This window comes from Chryseobacterium indologenes, assembly GCF_002025665.1.
Lineage (GTDB): Bacteria > Bacteroidota > Bacteroidia > Flavobacteriales > Weeksellaceae > Chryseobacterium > Chryseobacterium metallicongregator.
The window spans coordinates 2,608,452-2,628,514 of the sequence record NZ_CP018786.1; the positions used below are offsets into that span (position 1 = coordinate 2,608,452).

Sequence of the window (20,063 nt, forward strand, 5' to 3'; positions counted from 1 at the left end):
AAAGAATAGTATGGTAATTATTTAATCTCCGACTTTACACTTCCACATGTAAGCATAGACTTTCCGTAATATGGATTAACGATCTGTTTTTCATCGCTTAGCCAGCTTCCGTCTGCCATTGGGCAATATTGAACATAAACTGGTTTTTCAGAAAGCTTGAACTGCTTGGTCAGAGCAATCATATTATCTGAAAGGTTTAAGAAAGTTTCTCTTTGTGCAGCAATAGTTCTTGCATCGGAAATAACAGAAGCATCTTTTCTTAGAACATTAAGATTTCCTTCTGAAACTACTTTATAATCAATAACAGAAGCTGTTTTAATGAATTCTGTTGCAGCTTTTGAAGTTTTATCCGCATCATCTGAAGCTAACGCTGATTTGATAGCAATATAATTCTGATATAGTTTAGAAACCTGAGCATCCTTTTTAGATTGTGCAGATAATGAAACGATTGAGAATAATGATAAAGCTGCTGTGATGATATATTTTTTCATTGTTTTAAATTTTAGAATTAATTTTTAATAAAGAATAATGGATTACGCATCAGTAAATGCGTCAGTACATGTCGCTCATAACAGTATATGCTTATACCGCAAACGACTGACAAATTCTAAATTCTAAAATTACAATGATTGATGTAGATAGCTATCAGACGGCCTTCAGGTGGTGCATTGATCTGAATTTGAGTAAATTTAGTGGCAGAAAAAGATTTATCAATGAAAGTAAACTGATGTTTCACCGGAATCTCTGAAACAGCACTTAAGAAATCAACATTCAGATAATCAGATTTCTGGGAATCGTCTACTTTTACGATTTTGATCTCCGTTTTGCAACATCCTTTCTTTTCTTTAACACCACATTTCGCACAGATGTCATCCGCTTTCTGACTTACAGAAATAAATTCTTTCATACAATAATGAATGCTAAAAGCTGCTCCGGAAGAAAATCCGAAGTAGAAAATAGAAAACAATATGGCAAGAATCTTTTTCATTAGTAAGACAAAGGTAAAAATATCTCTGAAACCGTTGTTATAGAATTTGGTAATGTTGTTATAAAATTCGGGTAAACAAAAAAGCTTCCGGATTTTCGGAAGCTTTTATTTTATTTTTTGATCTCAATTCTATAGTTTGAATTCCAGTTTCACATTAAAGAAACGCCCTGTAAGACGTACCGGAACAGGATACATATAATTGCTGTTATAGTCCGTGATCCATTGGTTAGCAACAGTGTTGTTGATGTTAAATGCATTGAAAACCTGAACACCTAATGTAAGTTCCTCGAAATTACCCCAGAAACCCGATCTCTTATTTTTTTCTTTCGGATCAATAAATACCTTTGTTAATCCTAAGTCTACTCTTTTATAAGAAGGCAGCGTCTGCTGATAATTATAAGCTGAACCAAAATCAGGTTGTCCATTGCTGTTAAACATTACGGGAGCTCCTGTAGGCAATCCCATCGCATACACTAAGGTAAGGTTTACACGCATAGACGGAAAGCTTGGCATATAATCCTGATAGAACATCGCAAACCTCAACCTCTGATCTGTAGGTCTCGGAATATCCCCTCTTCCATCAATATTCTCATACACCCTTGCATAACTCGCAGATAACCATGAATCTACACCCGGAACAAATTCTCCGAATAATCTGGTATCAATACCATAAGCATATCCTTTAGAATTATTCTGCCCGGAATAACGGATCCTTACATTATCCATATAATATGGAATCAGGTTATCCATTTTCTTATAATAAAGTTCTGTAGTCAGCTTAAAGGGTCTGTCATACATCTGGAACTCGTAATCATTGGCAAGAATTACCTGGATAGAGCGTTGTGACTTTATATTGGAGTTAAAATTACCGTCCAAATCTTTGATCTCTTTATAAAAAGGAGACTGATAGTAAATACCTCCGGAAATTTTGAACAACATATCGCTGTCCCAATCCGGTTTGATCGCAAACTGTGCTCTTGGAGAAAATATTGTTTCTTTATTGAAACTCCAGTTCGCCACACGTACTCCCGCATTCACGAATACTTTACTGGCTCCCCAATAAAACTTCTGTGAATACTGTGCGTATGCTGAAAGTCTTGTAGGCTCAATATTATTTTGCCCGGCAATATAATAAGCAAGCTTAAGATCTCCTGTAGTTCCGGTTCTCGGATCAATGACTTCCGGTCTTGGAATGCTGTATCCTGCAGAATCTACTAATTTCCATTCATTGGTAAGATCTTTCAGATTTTCTTTTTCATATTTAAATCCAACCTCAAAGTCTGTATTAACATTGGGAGAGAATTTTGCTCTGAACTGTGTTCCGTATGTTCTTACAAACAAGTCATTTCTTGCATGTTCTATCTGCCCTCCAACATCGAAAGACGTTACAGGCTGCTGCGTCACAGGATCAAAAGTTTGAAGCTCGTAGGCTGACTGTATTGTGTAATACTCTCTTTCTCTGTTCTGATAAGCAAAGGCATCCAGTGTAAGCTTCCATTTGTCTGCAGGCTTATAGTTCATGGAAAATGTACCCATCATATTTTTATATTGGTCATTTTCCTGCCCTCCATAGCCAATATTTACAGTGATAGGCTGCTGAAGACTTCCAAACGTAACACTTTTCGCTTTAGGAATCATCTGATAATCATTCTTGGAATAATATCCGATGAATGACATCGTGAATTTATCACTCACATGATAATTCAGATAAGACTGAAAATCCCAATACGTCGGGTTAAAATCTGTATCTTCTTTTAAAGTATTAAGAACAAGATTGGTGTTTCTGTATCTTCCGGAAAATAAGGCTGTAAATTTTTTATTTTTGGAAGCCAGGCCTGTTGTCAGCCTTCCTCCAATTAAACTTGCCTCTCCTGAAACTTCAAATTTTTCAGGCTCACGGTAATAGATATTTAAAGCGGAAGACATTTTATCCCCATATTTGGCTTCAAATCCTCCTGCGGAAAAATTCACTGCGGAAACCATATCCGGGTTAATGATACTCATCCCTTCCTGCTGAGAGTTTCTGATCAGGAAAGGTCTGTAGATTTCAATATCATTAATGTAGATAAGGTTCTCATCATAGTTTCCACCACGAACCATATATTGTGAAGACAGCTCGGTGTTGGAGTTTACGGAAGGTAATGTTTTAAGCAATCCTTCAATTCCTCCATTAATAGAAGCTACTGATTTCGCTTCTTTCGCTGAAATTCTTACGTTGGTAAGGTCATTGGTTCTTCCTGTTGCTTTTTTCTGGAAGACAACTTCCTCTATATCGGTTACTTTAGTAGTCGCTGTATCTTTTTTCCTTTGTTGGGAGAAAAACAGTACAGGGACCATAAGGCTTAGCGGTAAAACTAGTTTTTTCAAAAGAAATGTTTTAGAATTTCTAAAATTAATGTTTTTTTAACAATTACAAAATCGATTCTCTAATTCTTGTCAATTTTTGTAACAAATCTTCTAATAAATCTAATCTTAACATGTTGGCACCATCAGATAATGCCGTTTCCGGTGTAGGATGCGTTTCGATGAAAATTCCGTCTGCTCCTACTGCAATTCCTGCTTTGGCAACGGTTTCAATAAGATCCGGTCTTCCTCCTGTAACCCCTGAACTTTGGTTAGGTTGTTGTAAAGAGTGAGTAACATCCAAAATCACTGGAGCGTATTCTCTCATCGTAGGAATTCCTCTGTAGTCCACAATAAGATCTGTATATCCGAAAGAATTTCCTCTTTCAATAATAGCTACTTTCTGATTGTTAGAATCTGTAATTTTCTGAACGGCAAACTTCATTGCTTCCGGTGAAAGGAATTGTCCTTTTTTCAAAGTCACACACTTTCCTGTTTGTGCTGCAGCCACCAATAAATCAGTCTGACGTACAAGGAATGCAGGAATCTGTAATACATCTACATATTGTGCTGCCAATGCTGCATGCTCATTCTCATGAATATCTGTAGTGGTAGGAATATTGAAGGTCTCTCCTACTTTTTTAAGGATTTCAAGAGATTTCTCTTCACCAATAGTTGTGAAAGAATCTACACGGCTTCTGTTAGCCTTTTTGAAACTTCCTTTGAAGATATAGGGAATATTATATTTATCTGTGAGACTGATTACTTTTTCAGCAATTCTTAATGCCATATCTTCTCCTTCAATGATACAAGGGCCGGCAATAAGGAAAAAGTTTTTTGAATCTTTGTGCGAAATATTATCTAAATACTGAATCATTTTGTTGTAATTAAAAAGTTCAGTAAAAATACTGAGAAAGTTTCACAAATGGAAATTATTTGTAGGGTTTAGGGTTTAGGGTTTAGGGTTTAGGGTTTAGGGTTTAGGGTTTAGGGTTTAGGGTTTAGGGTTTAGGGTTTAGGGTTTAGGGTTTAGGGTTTAGGGTTTAGGGAAAGTTAAGAAACAATAATCTGGGCAAAGTATTGCTTTGATTAATTTTTTACAATGCTTGTGGAATGCGAGATTAGATTCCTTCGGAATGACAAACTGTGAGTTTTATTCATTCCTTTATAAAAAATATACTATCTGTGGACTATTATTTATTCAATAGGAACGGGCTTTAGCCCGTTTAATAAAGATAAAATACTCAATTGGCTTTAGCCAAAACCTAAAATAAGCAGAAAATATTTTAATTCATCTTTTTCAAAACCTTCTCAAACGTATTCACATTCCTGCTGGTAAACTGATCTTTAAGACTTTTTTTGCCCAATACTTTTCCAAAGGTAGAATCTAAGGTATTGCCCTTCGGAACCTGCCAGTAAAATATATCATTGATAATCTCTGCCTTTTCATTTTCTGCCTGTGCAGCTTTCTGAAATTCTTCCATCAGAACTTTTTCAACCCCTGGAATTCCAACAAAACCATAAATATGAAGTTCATCATTTTTTTCGAAAGGAATACTGTTCCAGAAAACCTCAGTTTCTTCCTGAGATTTTACAAACAAAAAGGCTTCATAAGAAAAGTACTCTGACATTGCTTTTTCCAGAATGACCTTTAAATCTCCAATACTTTTATCTGAAGAAAATACAATATTTCCGGAAGCCAGTATTGAACTCACGTCTTTCATTCCGGCATCTTTAAAAACCTGGCACACATCAGCCATTTTCATATTGGTTCCTTTTACGTTGACACCACGGAGAAAAGCACAGTATTTCATTTTTTTCAGGGATTAGGGATTAGATGATAGGTTGCAGGTTGTAAGTTTGAGGGTTTGAGGGTGAAAAAATTATAAGAACTCCTTATTTTTTTAATCTTTAAATGCTTAAATATTTCAATCTTTTAATCAACTCTAATGTACAAATTATAGTCTGTTCCTGAAGGTTTCAGGTGGTAAATTTTTTCTAAAATCTTATTATTACTTTTCAGATGATCTTTCACCCGGAATTCTTTTAAAAGCCTGTAGTGAGTTTTATAATATTCTGAATTTGCCGTATTTCCTTCGTACAGATTCTGGTAAGAAAGAAGATATTTCGGTTTTCTTGTCTTTACGGTATTGATCCAGTAATTTACCTTATCTTTTTTTATTTCCTCCTGAATTTCTTTATCTACCAGCCCAACCTCATCAATCGTTTTTAACCCTGAAAAATAAGGAACATAACCTGCTGGTTCAAGCAAGATCCATTGATTTTTATCTTTTTCATATTGATGTAAAAAGGTACCAATTGTTCTGCGGTAGTTCCATTCCCCATTTCCTGTTGCGATACAGTGAACAGTCTGGAAAACAAGCATGGGGAAAATATAGAATATCACAAGCAATGACAGCCATAGATTTCTCTTTTCTTTCTGTTCCAATACAAAAATAAGAATAGGAACAAAAAGCAAAAGCTGCGGCACCCAGTAATACCAGTCGAACAAGCTTTTCTGAGAAATAAAAATGATTTGTTTTGCCCATCCGAAAAGAAAAATCATCCACAAGAAGTAGTTTCTCTTCTCTCGTTGTCTGATCAGATAAATAAAGCAAAGCAGTTCAAAAATCAAGACTACAATGGTGAGAGGATTAAAATCTCCCGGAACTTTCAGCATTCCCCAGAAGTTTCCGAAGCTCTTAAAAAAGTAACCAATATGCTGCTGGATCGTAAAGTTCTCGCTATAAAGAAGTTTTTTTGCAGTAATGGTATTATTAACCAGTTCGCCAAAGTAAAACCAGTTGAAGGCAACTGTGGCTAAGACTCCCAGCACTCCGCCAAAAATATAATTCCATCTGATTTTTCTGTTCCAGAATAGATCCACTAGAAATACAATTCCCAGGAAGATTACTGTATCAATCCTTGTAAACATGATTAAAACAGGAAGAAGTGTCACTACCCATTTTTTCCCTTTGTTAAATCCGTAGTACAGCAATGCCATCTCCAGAAAAAACAGAATTCCGTATTCCATTCCAAGAATTGAAATTTTAATGGATGGCGGCAAAATCCCTATCAAAAATATAAAGATAACTTTATGCCATGGATTTTTTAAAACCAAATGAGACAGCCATAACGTTCCTATGGTAAACAGTAAAGAATTAAAAATCAAAAGAGGTTCAATAAAGTTTTCTTTTCCAAAAACAAAATTGAAAATATAGGATACAAATACATACAGATGTGTGGTAGAGGCAGAAATCTTGGTATCTCCATTGAAGCCGATTACTCCATAATCCAACAGGTTCTGAGCAACCCTCCAGGTAATAAATGCATCTTCCTGAATGTAGTGCGTTAATAAAAAAAGAAGCTTAAAAAGAACCGTAGCAATGACGGCATAGATTGGGAATTTGCTATTTTGTGTTTCGGACATTATGTATTTTTACTTTCACAAATATAACCTTAATATTCAGGATTCCCAATAATAAAAAAACGGAACCGAAGTTCCGTTTTAAAGTATTTTTATTTTGTCGCTTTGATAATCGCGTTGGTAATCTGATTTTCCTTTTCTTTTGAATACGTAGAATCATATGGTTCCATGACATCAAATAAGTACTGATAGAACGGCGTGATCTGCTGAACATTTTCAGACTCTTTCATCGCCTTATCTCTGCCCATTTCCTGAAGATCTTTGATAAATACATTGAACTTCTTGTCAATCGGCTCTATGGATTTTACCAGATAAGCATAGGCTTTTTCTTTCTGTCCGATCTTTGTGTAAGCGTCTGTTACTGCAGAAACAACAAGAGAATATTCCATTGGTTTTGTTCTCATTTGTCTTCTCAGATAGCTTTGATCTGCTTTAGAAAGACTTAAATAATAATCATATTCTTCAAAGATCCCTTTCTTAAGTACCTCAGCAAGCTGAAGACCTTTCTGTTCCTGACCTGCAATGATGTATCCTGAAACAATTGAACTTAAAGAACGAGGATCATTATATTTCTCTGCTGGAATTTCTTTCGCTGCAAGATCCAGAATTTCTAATGCTTTAGCTTTCTGTCCGCTTAACGCAAGGGCTGCCGCCGCTCTGCTTGCTGACATTCTGTAGCTGATGATATTGGAAGTAGCCGTTTCATCAAAGTGAGCATTTAAATTCTTGAAGTTCCCCCATCTGAAGTTTTTCACTACATTATAAAGAGAATTAGTATCTACTCTTCCCATATCTCCATCAGCTGTCGGAGGCGTTTGGATAGGAATTAATCTGTAGCTGAATCCGTCAAACTGAAGGTAATCGTTCAGATAGAAAATATTCTCGCTGTCATAAATCCCTCCTGATGAGAAGTTGATCGGACGCTTCCAGTCGAAGTTCGCTAAAAGATCCATCAGAATAAGGTTGTTCTTATAAAGTGTATTTCCTTTGTAAGTAATCATGATTTGATTGGCTACATTCGGAAGATCTTCTTTGTTGATGATTCCAGCTTTTAAAGCATTTTCTTTATTTACAGGAAGGATGAATTTGTTTACCGGAAGGATATTGTATTTTTCGAATTTCTCTTCTCCAAAATACATTTTCAACAATTCGTCTTTTTCAGGAGATTTGAATTTAATGAATTCAATTGCTTGCTTCAATGTTAAAGAATCCTGAGTAAGATACTTTCTGAACGATTGGAATTCTGTTTCCGGAGCTCCCTGTTCTTTCAGCATAGAGAAAACACCTTCCCAATCTTCCTTCTTCATCATATAAATCTGGTCATTTACTCCATCTCTGTAATCATCGTGTGTCAACTGGCTAGGAATACCCATAGCGTTGTACGTTCTTCTTTTCACCTGATCCAGATTCCATGGCGTTGAAGCAAGGGTAAAGTTCACTACCTTCACATCATCTCTGAACTGCTCTGTTTCCTGAATAGCCCAAACCGGATAAGTATCATTATCTCCGTACACGAAAAGGATATCGTTTTTCGGTAATGATTTTAATACTGAATATGCATAATCATACGCTGTATATCTGTCGCTTCTGTCATGAACATTATAGTTTTGGAAGCCCATCATGAAAGGTACTCCTAATAAAACCACTCCTAAAGCAATGTTAGCTCCGTTTGATTTTATTTTAGACTGTAAGAACCATAGGATGGCTCCTGCTCCCAATCCAATCCAGATCGCAAACGCATAGAATGAACCTACCATTGCATAATCTCTTTCTCTCGGTTCAAAAGGTTTTACTCCTGTATAGAAAACAATCCCTACACTTGTCAAAATGAATAAAGATAACAAGGCATAGAATCTTCCGAAGTCTCTGTTCAATTGGAAAAAGAATCCGATCAAACCTAAAATTAATGGAAGGAAGAAGAATTTTACTGTACTTTCATTCTTGAATTTAGCAGGCATTTTATCCTGATTTCCTACAGTAGCATTATCAATGAAAGGAATACCGGAAATCCAGTTTCCTTTTGTGCTTTCCATGTTTCCTTCAAGGTCATTTTGTCTTCCTACGAAGTTCCACATCAGGTATCTTACAAAGTAATATCCGTTCTGGAAAGTAATAAAGTAATCCATATTCTGAAGTAATGAAGGCTTCTGAACATTGATCAGGTTATAAGGTTTTACTTTCAGATAATCTGAAGCGGTAATGGATTTGTCTTCATATTTAGCTCTCAGCTCATCAAAAATCTGCTTAGCCTGTGGATTGTCTGCCACATCTTCATTACCATAGTTGAATGTAAAATCAGGAGCACCATACATAGAAATATAGTTTGCCATTACATCCTTATCCTCATTAAACATTCTTGGCATTAAGCTCACCTGAGACTTGTTGAATACATAATTGAAACGGTCTCCGGTTTTTCTGTATGTTCCGGTTTTTTCGTCTTTTTCGTAGATCTCTCCGGTTTTTTGTGTTTTAAAACTTCCGTCTTCATTCTTTTCAATTCCGTTAGCATCAAGGAATGCCGTGTAGTTTTGCCCGTAAATTGTAGGCCAGTCACCATACTGCTCTCTGTTATAATAATCCAGCATACCAATTGCTGTATCAGGATCATTAAGGTTCATCGGTGGATTTGCGTTGGCTCTGATAGGAATAACCATCCAGCAAGAGAACCCAATCATCATGAAAACTACAGATAATGCAGCGGTCTGATAGATATTTCTTTTTGCTTTTCTTGCATACTTAATTAAGAAATAGCAAATCGCTACCATTAAAATAAACGCTGCAATTGTTCCTGAGTGGAAAGGAAGTCCAAGACCATTCACAAAGAAAATCTCAAGTCTTCCGAACATCGTCATAATTAAAGGGAAGATAATTTTGAAAACAATAATCAAAATCCCCAGTGTAATAAGGTTTGCCCAGATAAAGTTTTTCCAGGTAAACTTATAATTTCTTGCATAGTAAACCAGACATACTGCAGGAATCGCTAGCATACACATCATGTGCACTCCCACAGAAAGTCCTAAAATAAAGAAAATAAGAATAATCCATCTTTCACTGTCTCCCGCTTGATACTCATTCTCCCATTTGGTGATTAACCAGACCAAAAGCGCAATAAACATAGAAGCCATAGAGTAAACCTCTCCTTCTACTGCCGAAAACCAGAATGTATCTGAGAACGTAAAGCAAAGTGCTCCTATCGCTCCGGCAAATAAAATAGAGATTTCCTGATGTTTTGTAATTTCTTCAAAATCTTTGTTTAAAAGCCTTCTCACAAAATGAGTGATCGTCCAAAACAAAAATAAAATAGTCAGCGCACTGAACAATGCAGACATCGCGTTGATCACGATAGAATAGTTTTCGCCTTTCCCTAATGCAAAAATGGCTGCCACGGCACCCACTATCTGGAATAAAGCAGCTCCGGGAGCGTGCGTTACTTCAAGTTTTACTGCAGAAGAAATGTACTCGCCACAATCCCAGAAACTGAAATTGGGTTCTATGGTGGACAAGTACGTGAAAAAAGCAATGACGAAAATCACCCATCCTGAAACGGTGTTCCATTGCCTAAAAGTCCAATTTTTCATAGTATTAAATCAATTATGCGAAAATAAGGCTTTTATCTTATTTTATGCGGGTTTTAACAAAATTTAAAAATTTTGGCGTAGTATTTGCGATTATACTCGTGTCAAAACTGAAAATACTAAAATATTTTTTTACAAACTATGCCCTAGAAATCAAACAAAAGTTTAGTAATTATTTATTTTTTTGTATTTTTGCAGTCAGATTTTTATTGAAAATAACAAATAATGAGTAATGTTTACGATAATATTCTTGGCCTAATAGGACACACTCCTATGGTGAAGCTAAATACTGTTACAAAAGATATTCCAGCAACCGTATACGCCAAGTTAGAATCATATAATCCTGGACATTCCACCAAAGACCGAATCGCACTTCATATTATAGAGAACGCAGAGAAAAAAGGCCTTTTAAAAGAAGATTCTGTAGTTGTAGAAACTACTTCCGGTAATACTGGGTTTTCTATTGCGATGGTATGTATCATTAAGGGATATAAATGTATTCTTGCAGTAAGTGATAAAACAAAACCTGAAAAAATTGCTTATCTGAAAGCATTGGGGGCCACGGTGTATATATGCCCGGCCAATGTACCGGCGGATGATCCCAGATCATATTATGAAGTAGCTAAAAGAATCGCTCAGGAAACCCCTAATTCTATTTACATCAATCAATATTTTAACGAACTTAATATTGATGCACACTATCAGACAACAGGTCCTGAAATATGGGAACAGACAGAAGGTAAGATCACTCACCTTTTCGCTTGTACAGGAACTGGTGGTACACTGTCTGGTTCTGCCAAGTTTTTGAAGGAAAAAAATCCTGATATCAAAATCATTGGTGTAGATGCTGATGGTTCTATCCTTAAAAGCTATCACGAGACAGGAGAAATTCATAAAGAAGATGTACATCCTTATCAGATCGAAGGAATGGGTAAAAACCTGATCCCTTCTGCCCTGCTTTTCGACAAGGTGGATGAGTTTGTAAGGGTAAATGATGAAATGTCCGCGTACAGAACCCGTGAAATTGCTTTGAAAGAAGCTATTATGGGAGGTTATACTACCGGAGCTGTAACGCAGGGATTGATGCAGTATGCCCAATCTCATGAGCTTACAGAAAATGATATAGTTGTTTTAATATATCCTGACCACGGTTCCCGATACATCACTAAAGTATACAGTGATAAATGGATGGCTGAACAGGGATTTGTCAACAACTGTGTTCACAATTACGACGAAGTTTTCAAAACGGAGTTTATCAAATAAGAACGAATAAAATCACGATACAAATAAAGCCTTTTGCGTGTTCAGACAAAAAAGGCTTTATTACTTAAAAATTACGATACAATGTTGGATATTTTTGAAAGAATAAAAGAAAATCCAGGACCACTTGGACAATTTGCAGATTATGGTGAAGGCTATTTTATTTTCCCACGATTAGAGGGACCCATCGGCCCTAGAATGCAGTTTCAGGGTAGAGAAGTAATTTTCTGGAGTGCTAATGATTATTTAGGATTGTGTAATCATCCTGAAGTAATAGAAGCGGATGCAAAAGCGGCTGCAGAATACGGAATGTTCTATCCAATGGGAGCAAGAGCAATGTCTGGAGAAACAGATCAGCACCTTCAGCTGGAAAGAGAATTGGCAGACTTCGTAAAAAAAGAATCAGCATATCTATTGAATTTCGGTTACCAGGGAATGGTTTCTACCATTGATGCTTTGGTAAGCAGAAATGATGTTATTGTTTATGATATGGATTCTCATGCCTGCATCGTGGATGGAGTAAGACTTCATTCCGGTAAAAGATTTACCTACAAGCACAATGATATGGCAAGTCTTGAGAAAAACCTTCAGAGAGCAACCAAGGTGGCTGAAGAAACAGGAGGAGGTATTCTTGTGATTACAGAAGGTGTTTTCGGAATGAGAGGACAACAGGGAAAAATCAAAGAGATCTGCGATCTTAAATCCAAATACCAGTTCAGACTTTTAGTAGATGATGCTCACGGTTTCGGAACACTTGGAACAACAGGTGCGGGTGTAGGTGAAGAGCAGGACTGTAACGATCAGATTGATGTGTATTTCTCTACTTTTGCTAAATCAATGGCAGGTTTCGGAGCATTCCTTGCGGGTGACAAAGAAATCATCAGATATCTGAAATTCAACCTGAGATCACAAATCTTCGCAAAATCTCTTACAATGCCAATGGTAATCGGAGGATTGAAAAGACTTGAGCTATTGAGAACAAGACCTGAGATCAAAGCTAAACTTTGGGAGAATGTTTACAAACTACAGAACGGACTTACAGAAAGAGGATTCAATATTGGAGACACTAATACTTGTGTAACTCCGGTAATGATGCAGGGAACTCCTGTAGAAGCTACTCTATTGGTAAAAGATTTAAGAGAAAATTACGGTATCTTCACCTCTGTGGTGGTATATCCGGTCATTCCGAAGGGAATGATTCTTTTAAGGCTTATTCCTACCGCTTCTCATACCGATGCAGAGATCAACGAAACTCTGGCAGCGTTTGAAGCAATTCATGATAAATTAGTAGGTGGCTACTACAAAGAGCAGGAACAAAAATTACTGCAGGAACAAGGATTAAGTTTTAAACCAATTTAATCTTAAAAATAAAAAAAGCCACTGATTGATTCAGTGGCTTTTTTATTTAATAACTATAAAGCAAATGAAACTTAGAGGTTACACACTGGGAATTTTATCAGCCGTTTCATATGGTTTGATTCCTATTTTTATCCTGCCTGTTAAGCAGGCACACTTTTCAATGGACATCACGCTGTTTTACAGATTTTTCTTTTCGGCTCTAATGGTGGGAGGATATTTGCTGTATTCCAGAGAAAGTTTTAAAATCAATAAAAAAGAAGCCTTAATTCTGGCTATCCTTGGAATCTGCTATGCCCTTTCTTCAGAGTTTCTGTTTTTAGGATATGATTTCCTCACGCCAGGAATTGCTTCTACCGTTTTATTTATTTATCCGATTATTGTAGCACTCATCATGCTTTTCTTTTACAAAGAGAGATTGACCAGGCTATCGGGAGCATCTTTACTTCTTGCTTTCGCTGGAGTCATTGTTTTATGTTTAAAAGGAAACGGACTGGAAATTAATTTTGCAGGATTGGGAATTGTAATGCTTAGTTCATTGTTCTATGCATTATATATGGTCATTGTCAACAAATCGAATATCAAGGTTTCCGGATTTAAGCTTACGTTTTATTCTATGCTTTTCACCTCAATGTTCTTTATGACCAAAGCTTTGATGGCAAATGAATCGTTTGCTATTCCTTCAACAGAAATTTTTATTAACTTCCTTATTTTTGCATTTCTTACTACAGTTATTTCCAGCTTATGTTTGGTATTTGCGATCAAATATATCGGATCTACTCCTGTTGCTATTTTAGGAGCTTTGGAGCCTGTAGTTGCTGTACTGATCAGTGTCTTGATGTTTCATGAAAAATTTACGCCTAATTTGCTCATCGGGATTACTTTAATTCTTTTTGGAGTTACCCTGAATGTCATTGGTGATCAAAAGAAAATAGGTCATGCTTAACCTGATATAAAAAATAATATAAAAGCCGGGCTTCTTTAGGAGTCCGGCTTTTTGTATAACTTTAGCAAGTATTTTTCTATAATTTTGATTGAGCTTCTGCAAGACTTACCGTTTTTCCCAGTGCTCCAAATTCATGCAAATCTCCAAAAACTTCAATACGGATCGACTGATCAATTCCTCCTACTTTTAAAGGATCAAATCCTGCATTTCTAATAACATCTTCTATATCTTTGTCAACTGAGGTATCATCTGAAGCATAAAACAATACTGCTTTTTCAGGATTACTGTTGGAAGCTCCCGCAAGACTTGCTGCACCCAATGTCCCAAATGCCTTTACCAGCTTAGCTCCCTGAGGAAGCACAGCTCTGTTGAGTTCTCCTGCAGATTCTTTTTCTCCGATAATCTTTTTAAATCCGCCATTTCCATCCGGAGTAATAGGATTGGATACATCAATAATGATCTTCCCTTTCAGAATATTCCCATGATCATTGAAAAATTCTTTGAAAGCACCAAACCCTATTGCCGGAATAATAATATCTGCGGTATTGATTGCCTGATCAATATCCATACTTTTGGCAAAACCATTGGACTGTTGAGCAAAACCAGCAGACTCTTCATCATTTCTTGATGCTACAATCACGTTACGGTTATTATTAACCAAATCATCTGCAATTGCTTTTCCAATGTTACCAAGACCAATAACGGCCACTTTTTTTAATGTTTCCATTTTCTTTTGATTTTTAATAAATTATCTATGTCAAAATTAGTAGGAAAGCCATTCAAAAAAAGACAAACTAGTTTAAGAACTCATCTTGACATTTGGTAAGGCGAATGATGAAACTAGTTTCATATAAAAATTAGTTTTTTATTCTTCTCTGCCGGATTTTGCTTAAAAACTGTGGTGTGATTCCAAGATAGGAAGCAATCTGTGTATTGGGAAGCCAATTCGCCAGGTGAGGATAATGTTTGAGGAAAAACTCATATTTTTCTTCTCCCGTAGCACTTATATTTTGAAGCACCCGATTTTGCAGTTCAATAAATTTTTGCTCAATAATTACTCTGAAATTTTTGTCAAATTTAGGATAATAGGTGTAAAGAAACCAAAGGTCATTTTTTTCAATCTGTAGTACAGTAGAAGTTTCCAGTGCAGCAATGTATAGTTTACTGGGCTTTTTATTATGAAAACTGTCTATATCTACAATCCAGTCGTTTTCTGCAGCAAACTGAAGATTGTGTTCTTCTCCGTTACCATGTATATTGTACATTTTTAAGCAGCCGGAGACTACAAATGTATAATACTGGCAGATCTCGTTTTCTTTAAGAATAAACTGTTTTCGCTTGATTCTTCTTTCAACAAACCGTTCATTCAATACCTCAATTTCATTCTTTGAAAGCGGAATATAGCTTTTAAAATATTCTATAAGCGGAGTGGTTTCTTTTGACATTGTAAATAAAATGTACTTGTTGTATAAATTTTTAGTAAATCATTATTACAATATATCAAAAAAACTGAACATTATAGGAATGAAAGACTCCCAAAAATCAAGTATCTAAAAATATTTTTACATTGTTCTTTTTTGTATCATAAATAATAAAATGCCACACAGGAGTTCGTAGAAGTGAGCTTATTGATAAAATAATATCATATTAAGCTAAAAAAATATTATGCTGGAAAACATTTAAGAAAATAAATCCTTTACTTTCTGGCATAACAAAATTTATCTGATTATATTGCATTGGTCTATTAATAGGTGTTTCCCCCACTGAACTGACCCATGTATATACTTTTAAAAGCCGATGAAAGAATTGCAAAAACTTACCAAAGATCAATTATACAAACAGCTCAAAGATAAATCGGAAAATCTATATAGCATCGCTCATGAAGCTTTGGAAAATAATTTTTTCAATGAAAGCTATTTAGATGAAGAAAGTCTTGCCGAATTTCTCGAAATGCTGGATGATGAAACAGCAGAAAAGATCAAAGATGCTTCTCTGTATATCAACAATGAGGATAATGCACCTGAAATTGTTCTCATAGAAAATGAAGACAGCATTTCTCTTGAATTAATTACCTCTGAAGATGAAGGATACAAAATAATTCTTATAGAAGGTGACCTTCGGTTATCCAAAAAACTGTTTGTGGAAGACTATATTGTTCTTATTGTTACCGGTAATATACAGGCTGAAAATATTATCGTCAACGGTTCATTATATTGCTCTGGAAATGTTACCTCAAAAGTATTGTTTGGTGCTTCAGGAAATGATAATGAAACATATATCGGAGGAAGCATTATGACTTCTCTCATTGCAGAAAACGGACATTACACGGTGGCCGAAGGAAATATTTATTCCAGATACTTAATCAGTTTTCATAATGAAATAATAGGGAAAACCGGAAAGTTTATTGAAAATATAAGCCTTGAAAGACCTGGTGAAATCGGATTGCTGAAAGCTGAAATTCTTGATGAAGACGGATATTTTGACGAAGATGCTTTCTTAACATTTATTGACAGCTATTCTCCGGATGCTTTGTTTAATAAACCTTCTAATTTATTCTAAAATAATTTGCTGCTTCTATGAATTGGAAATAAGAAGAATCAAGAAAATCGAATAGTAATAAAATGCAATATCTCTAAAGACTTTTCCTCACTGTTTATAATCAGGAGAAAAAATTTTTTTCTAAAAAAACTTTGGAATAACTTTGCAAAAAATTTCTGTTGAAAGACCTGCTTCTTATTACTCCGCCGTTTACCCAACTTAATACTCCTTATCCTGCAACAGCTTATATAAAAGGTTTTTTAAATACCAAGAATATTTCAAGCTATCAGGTAGATTTGGGGATCGATGTTATTTTGGAATTATTTTCAAAGGATGGAATTCAGAAGGTTTTCAATAAAAAAATTGACCTCCTGAACACCTCTGAAAACTCTCAGAGAATCTATGCCTTAAGAGAGGAGTATTTAAAAACAATAGATCAGGTTATTACTTTTTTACAGGATAAAACTCCTACACTGGCAAGACAGATCTGCAGCATGAACTTTCTTCCCGAAGCTTCCCGTTTCAACCAGCTGGATGATATGGAATTTGCTTTTGGAAATATGGGACTTCAGGATAAGGCCAAGCATCTGGCAACTCTGTACCTGGAAGATATTTCCGATTATATTGTAGAAAATATTGATGCTGATTTTGGCTTCAGCAGATATGCAGAACGCCTTGGAAAAAGTGCCAATTCTTTTGATGAATTATATTCTAAACTATCTGGTGAACCTACATTTATAGATGGGTTCACTTTAAAAATTCTTCAGGAAAAAATTGAAGCTGTTCAGCCAAAGCTTGTTTGTTTTTCCATTCCGTTTCCTGGTAATTTGTATTCCGGATTCAAATGTGCCCAATGGATCAAAAAGCATTATCCTCACATTAAAATTGCTATGGGAGGAGGATTTCCCAATACGGAATTAAGAGAAGTCAAAGATCAGAGAGTATTCGAATTTTTTGATTTTATTACTTTAGATGATGGTGAACTTCCTCTGGAACTTCTTTACCAGAATTTAGAAATTGCATCTGAGGAAGGTGAGTTTAAAAGAACTTTTCTTCTCGAAAATAAAGAAGTTGTCTACAAGAACAATTCTAAAAGACATGACTTCAAACAGTCTGAAGTAGGAACTCCTGATTATACAGATTTAAAACTTGATCAATATATTTCCGTTATCGAAATTGCCAATCCGATGCACAGTTTATGGAGCGACGGAAGATGGAACAAACTGACCATGGCACACGGATGCTACTGGGGGAAATGTACATTCTGTGATATTTCTTTAGACTATATTAAAATCTATGAACCTATCTCTGCTAAGATTCTGGTAGATCGAATTGAAGAATTAATCAAAACAACCGGTGAGACAGGATTCCATTTTGTAGATGAAGCAGCACCACCAGCTTTAATGAGAGAGGTTGCTCTGGAAATTCTCAGAAGAAATCTTGTGGTTACGTGGTGGACCAATATCCGTTTTGAAAAAAGCTTTACCCGTGATTTATGTTATCTCCTGAAACTTTCGGGATGTGTTGCGGTTTCCGGTGGTCTGGAAGTGGCCAGTGACCGATTGCTGAAGTTAATTGATAAAGGAGTTTCTGTGGAACAGGTTGCTAATGTAACCAGAAATTTTACAGAAGCAGGAATTATGGTTCATGCTTATCTGATGTATGGCTACCCTACCCAAACGATTCAGGAAACAGTAGATTCTCTGGAAATGATTCGACAGATGTTTGAGATGGGAATTCTTCAAAGTGGATTCTGGCATCAATTTGCGATGACTGCTCACTCACCCGTTGGAATGAGCCCTGAAGATTTTGGGGTAGTTCCGGTAAAACAGGAAATTTTGTTTGCCAATAATGATATTGACTTTAAAGATAAAACCGGAATCGATCACAACAAGTTCAGCTTCGGATTAAAAAAATCTCTGTTCAATTATATGCATGGAGTAAATTTCGAGTTACCGCTTCAGGAGTGGTTCGATTTTAAAATTCCAAGAACAACCATTCATCCGGATTATATTCACGACTGTCTTTTGGAAGATGGACAGTTTAGTCTGAAAGCAAATTCAAAAGTTGTCTTTTTGACCAAAAATGTAATCGCTGAGAATCGCGTAAAAAATAAAAAGAAATATTCTGGTACGTATACGCTTCTTACATTCCACCTAAAAACCAATATTGTGAAGATTGAACTGGAGCAGGAAAAGGCAGAATGGTTGATGAACATACTGGAAGAGAATGCGATTGAAAATTCTAAAAAACCTACAATTCAGCAACTTAAGAGTCAATTTGAAGAAAATTTCGATGATTTTGAGTTATTCTGGTTCTCAAAACCGATACAGCAGTTGAAAGAAAATGGGGTGATTTTAAGTTTATAAAAATTTCTGCTTTTTTCTCAGGGATTTTTAAAAAAACATAATTTTCTATAAATTTTTCTTTTTCTGAACGAATTACATCTGTTTCTATAGAATTATAATCTCCCACAGCTTACGCGGATTTACACAGATTTTTATTTAAGAGAATAAAGTTTTTTTTCGTTTCGAAAAAATCAAGTCCAAATTTTTAACTACTATATATAAACCGGCAAAATATTACCATCCTCTGGAGGGTGGCGAAAATTCAAAGAATTTTTGACAAGGTGGTTTAAAGTAAATTATATAAGTTTTGGCTAAAGCCAATGGAAATTTGATCCTTAATAAATAAACGGGCTAAAGCCCGTTTCTATTGATATAAAAATATATTTCTTTTAATTAGGCGTTTCTTTTGTTACAGTCCCCACTGATACTTTCTCCTGTATTTTAATAAAATTAGGATCCATAATCGCCATACGTTCAGCTAATGCTTTATAGGTTGGGAATTTTAAAATAGAAGCTCTCCCGGACATTTCCTTGTATATGGTAAATGACTTCCCTCCTGCTGTTTTTAATTGCTTTGTGGTCGTGATATATCTACCGATAAGTTTACTCTTAGCATCATAGATTTCAATGTCTATTGGAGTCTTATCCATGATGGTATCTTCTGAGCCAAAACTTACAGGAAGATTCGTAAAATATCCTACCGGAACACCATTACTAAGAATCTCTCCTACTTTATTGACCTCAATATTCATCTTATCAATTTTCTTTCTGATAGCATACGCATCTTTCGTTTTAGTATCCAGCTTTCTTTTGGGTACATTTGAAAAAAGTTCATCGAGATTTTTGACATTGATTCCTTTGTTATCAATGATTTTAAGATCTTTAACTGAAGTAAAGACGGCAGATTTTTCTTCTCCGGAAAATGCAGAAGGTGATGAATAATCAATTTCGATTGTTTTATCCCTGTTATATACTCTGTTGACACTGATATAGCTGTCGCGAACAGAATCAACGATGCTTTTGTCAATGAATTTTATCGTATAGAGCGGAGTCTCTTTTAAATCCATAAAAGTATATTCGCTGGATTTGTTGGAGAGCTTAGCTACCGGAATACCGTCAAGATTAATAATTCCTCTCTTGGTTTTAATATTCTGAGCATGGAGGAAAACACCCAGAACTGTAAAGAATATGATTATGCCTTTCTTCATACCATCAGACTTTTACATAAATAAAAAAAGTGTAACACAAAGTTACACTTTCTTGAAAATATATTTAGCTTTTC

General features: G+C 35.5%; 15 protein-coding genes. 5 read left to right on the forward strand and 10 right to left on the reverse strand.

Going from position 1 to position 20,063, the window contains the following annotated elements; all coding sequences use genetic code 11:
- Positions 1-17: 17 nt before the first annotated feature.
- The 7 genes from BUE84_RS11820 to BUE84_RS11850 form a co-directional block, all read right to left on the reverse strand.
- The gene (locus tag BUE84_RS11820) at positions 18-491 is read right to left on the reverse strand and encodes a DUF3347 domain-containing protein (RefSeq protein WP_079241807.1); all 474 of its coding nucleotides are present in this window, start codon (positions 489-491) and stop codon (positions 18-20) included.
- A 116-nt stretch (positions 492-607) separates the two neighbouring features.
- A complete protein-coding gene (locus BUE84_RS11825; protein WP_238594414.1) occupies positions 608-988 on the reverse strand; it encodes an HYC_CC_PP family protein in 381 nt (126 codons plus the stop codon).
- Positions 989-1,117: 129 nt separating this feature from the next.
- Entirely contained in the window at positions 1,118-3,355 is a 2,238-nt protein-coding gene (locus tag BUE84_RS11830; protein WP_079241808.1) for a TonB-dependent receptor plug domain-containing protein, read from the reverse strand.
- Positions 3,356-3,398: 43 nt separating this feature from the next.
- Positions 3,399-4,208: a 3-deoxy-8-phosphooctulonate synthase gene (gene kdsA / locus BUE84_RS11835; protein WP_079241809.1), complete on the reverse strand. Its 810-nt coding sequence runs from the start codon at positions 4,206-4,208 to the stop codon at positions 3,399-3,401.
- Between the two features lie 409 nt (positions 4,209-4,617).
- On the reverse strand, positions 4,618-5,145 hold the full coding sequence (locus tag BUE84_RS11840) for a DUF1697 domain-containing protein (RefSeq protein WP_079241810.1): 528 nt from the start codon (positions 5,143-5,145) through the stop codon (positions 4,618-4,620).
- 122 nt (positions 5,146-5,267) lie between these two features.
- Positions 5,268-6,761 (reverse strand): hypothetical protein, encoded by a 1,494-nt coding sequence (locus BUE84_RS11845; RefSeq protein WP_079241811.1) that lies wholly within the window; start codon positions 6,759-6,761, stop codon positions 5,268-5,270.
- An 89-nt stretch (positions 6,762-6,850) separates the two neighbouring features.
- Positions 6,851-10,336, reverse strand: a complete 3,486-nt coding sequence (locus BUE84_RS11850) for a DUF2723 domain-containing protein (protein WP_079241812.1) — start codon at positions 10,334-10,336, stop codon at positions 6,851-6,853.
- A gap of 222 nt (positions 10,337-10,558) precedes the next feature.
- On the opposite strand from BUE84_RS11850, the gene BUE84_RS11860 reads away from it, so the two are divergent.
- The 3 genes from BUE84_RS11860 to BUE84_RS11870 all read left to right on the forward strand — a co-directional run bounded on the left by BUE84_RS11860 (position 10,559) and on the right by BUE84_RS11870 (position 13,895).
- Positions 10,559-11,596, forward strand: coding sequence for a PLP-dependent cysteine synthase family protein (locus tag BUE84_RS11860; RefSeq protein ID WP_034697765.1), 1,038 nt, complete (start codon positions 10,559-10,561; stop codon positions 11,594-11,596).
- A gap of 84 nt (positions 11,597-11,680) precedes the next feature.
- On the forward strand, positions 11,681-12,952 hold the full coding sequence (locus BUE84_RS11865; RefSeq protein WP_185117024.1) for an aminotransferase class I/II-fold pyridoxal phosphate-dependent enzyme: 1,272 nt from the start codon (positions 11,681-11,683) through the stop codon (positions 12,950-12,952).
- A gap of 64 nt (positions 12,953-13,016) precedes the next feature.
- Positions 13,017-13,895: a DMT family transporter gene (locus BUE84_RS11870; protein ID WP_079241814.1), complete on the forward strand. Its 879-nt coding sequence runs from the start codon at positions 13,017-13,019 to the stop codon at positions 13,893-13,895.
- 76 nt (positions 13,896-13,971) lie between these two features.
- On the opposite strand, the gene BUE84_RS11875 is transcribed toward BUE84_RS11870, so the two are convergent.
- Together BUE84_RS11875 and BUE84_RS11880 are read right to left on the reverse strand one after the other, a co-directional pair.
- Complete coding sequence (locus BUE84_RS11875) at positions 13,972-14,622, reverse strand: NADPH-dependent F420 reductase (protein ID WP_079241815.1); 651 nt, start codon at positions 14,620-14,622, stop codon at positions 13,972-13,974.
- A gap of 130 nt (positions 14,623-14,752) precedes the next feature.
- Complete coding sequence (locus tag BUE84_RS11880) at positions 14,753-15,340, reverse strand: Crp/Fnr family transcriptional regulator (RefSeq protein ID WP_079241816.1); 588 nt, start codon at positions 15,338-15,340, stop codon at positions 14,753-14,755.
- A gap of 352 nt (positions 15,341-15,692) precedes the next feature.
- Between BUE84_RS11880 and BUE84_RS11885 the strand changes: the two genes are divergently transcribed.
- Together BUE84_RS11885 and BUE84_RS11890 are read left to right on the forward strand one after the other, a co-directional pair.
- Complete coding sequence (locus BUE84_RS11885; RefSeq protein WP_079241817.1) at positions 15,693-16,454, forward strand: hypothetical protein; 762 nt, start codon at positions 15,693-15,695, stop codon at positions 16,452-16,454.
- Between the two features lie 158 nt (positions 16,455-16,612).
- Positions 16,613-18,802 carry a B12-binding domain-containing radical SAM protein gene (locus BUE84_RS11890; protein ID WP_079241818.1) on the forward strand — a complete coding sequence of 730 codons (2,190 nt, stop codon included), beginning with the start codon at positions 16,613-16,615 and terminating at the stop codon, positions 18,800-18,802.
- A 368-nt stretch (positions 18,803-19,170) separates the two neighbouring features.
- On the opposite strand, the gene BUE84_RS11895 is transcribed toward BUE84_RS11890, so the two are convergent.
- Entirely contained in the window at positions 19,171-19,989 is an 819-nt protein-coding gene (locus BUE84_RS11895) for a hypothetical protein (RefSeq protein ID WP_034697750.1), read from the reverse strand.
- Positions 19,990-20,063: the final 74 nt, after the last annotated feature.

What these genes read in the sequence shown, in the direction of transcription:
- BUE84_RS11850 (WP_079241812.1), bottom strand. Translation starts at nt 10,336, where the DNA reads ATGAAAAATTGGACTTTTAGGCAATGGAACACCGTTTCAGGATGGGTG.
- BUE84_RS11870 (WP_079241814.1), top strand. Translation starts at nt 13,017, where the DNA reads ATGAAACTTAGAGGTTACACACTGGGAATTTTATCAGCCGTTTCATAT.
- BUE84_RS11885 (WP_079241817.1), top strand. Translation starts at nt 15,693, where the DNA reads ATGAAAGAATTGCAAAAACTTACCAAAGATCAATTATACAAACAGCTC.
- BUE84_RS11845 (WP_079241811.1), bottom strand. Translation starts at nt 6,761, where the DNA reads ATGTCCGAAACACAAAATAGCAAATTCCCAATCTATGCCGTCATTGCT.
- BUE84_RS11840 (WP_079241810.1), bottom strand. Translation starts at nt 5,145, where the DNA reads ATGAAATACTGTGCTTTTCTCCGTGGTGTCAACGTAAAAGGAACCAAT.
- BUE84_RS11895 (WP_034697750.1), bottom strand. Translation starts at nt 19,989, where the DNA reads ATGAAGAAAGGCATAATCATATTCTTTACAGTTCTGGGTGTTTTCCTC.
- BUE84_RS11860 (WP_034697765.1), top strand. Translation starts at nt 10,559, where the DNA reads ATGAGTAATGTTTACGATAATATTCTTGGCCTAATAGGACACACTCCT.
- BUE84_RS11875 (WP_079241815.1), bottom strand. Translation starts at nt 14,622, where the DNA reads ATGGAAACATTAAAAAAAGTGGCCGTTATTGGTCTTGGTAACATTGGA.
- BUE84_RS11825 (WP_238594414.1), bottom strand. Translation starts at nt 988, where the DNA reads ATGAAAAAGATTCTTGCCATATTGTTTTCTATTTTCTACTTCGGATTT.
- BUE84_RS11820 (WP_079241807.1), bottom strand. Translation starts at nt 491, where the DNA reads ATGAAAAAATATATCATCACAGCAGCTTTATCATTATTCTCAATCGTT.
- BUE84_RS11880 (WP_079241816.1), bottom strand. Translation starts at nt 15,340, where the DNA reads ATGTCAAAAGAAACCACTCCGCTTATAGAATATTTTAAAAGCTATATT.
- kdsA (WP_079241809.1), bottom strand. Translation starts at nt 4,208, where the DNA reads ATGATTCAGTATTTAGATAATATTTCGCACAAAGATTCAAAAAACTTT.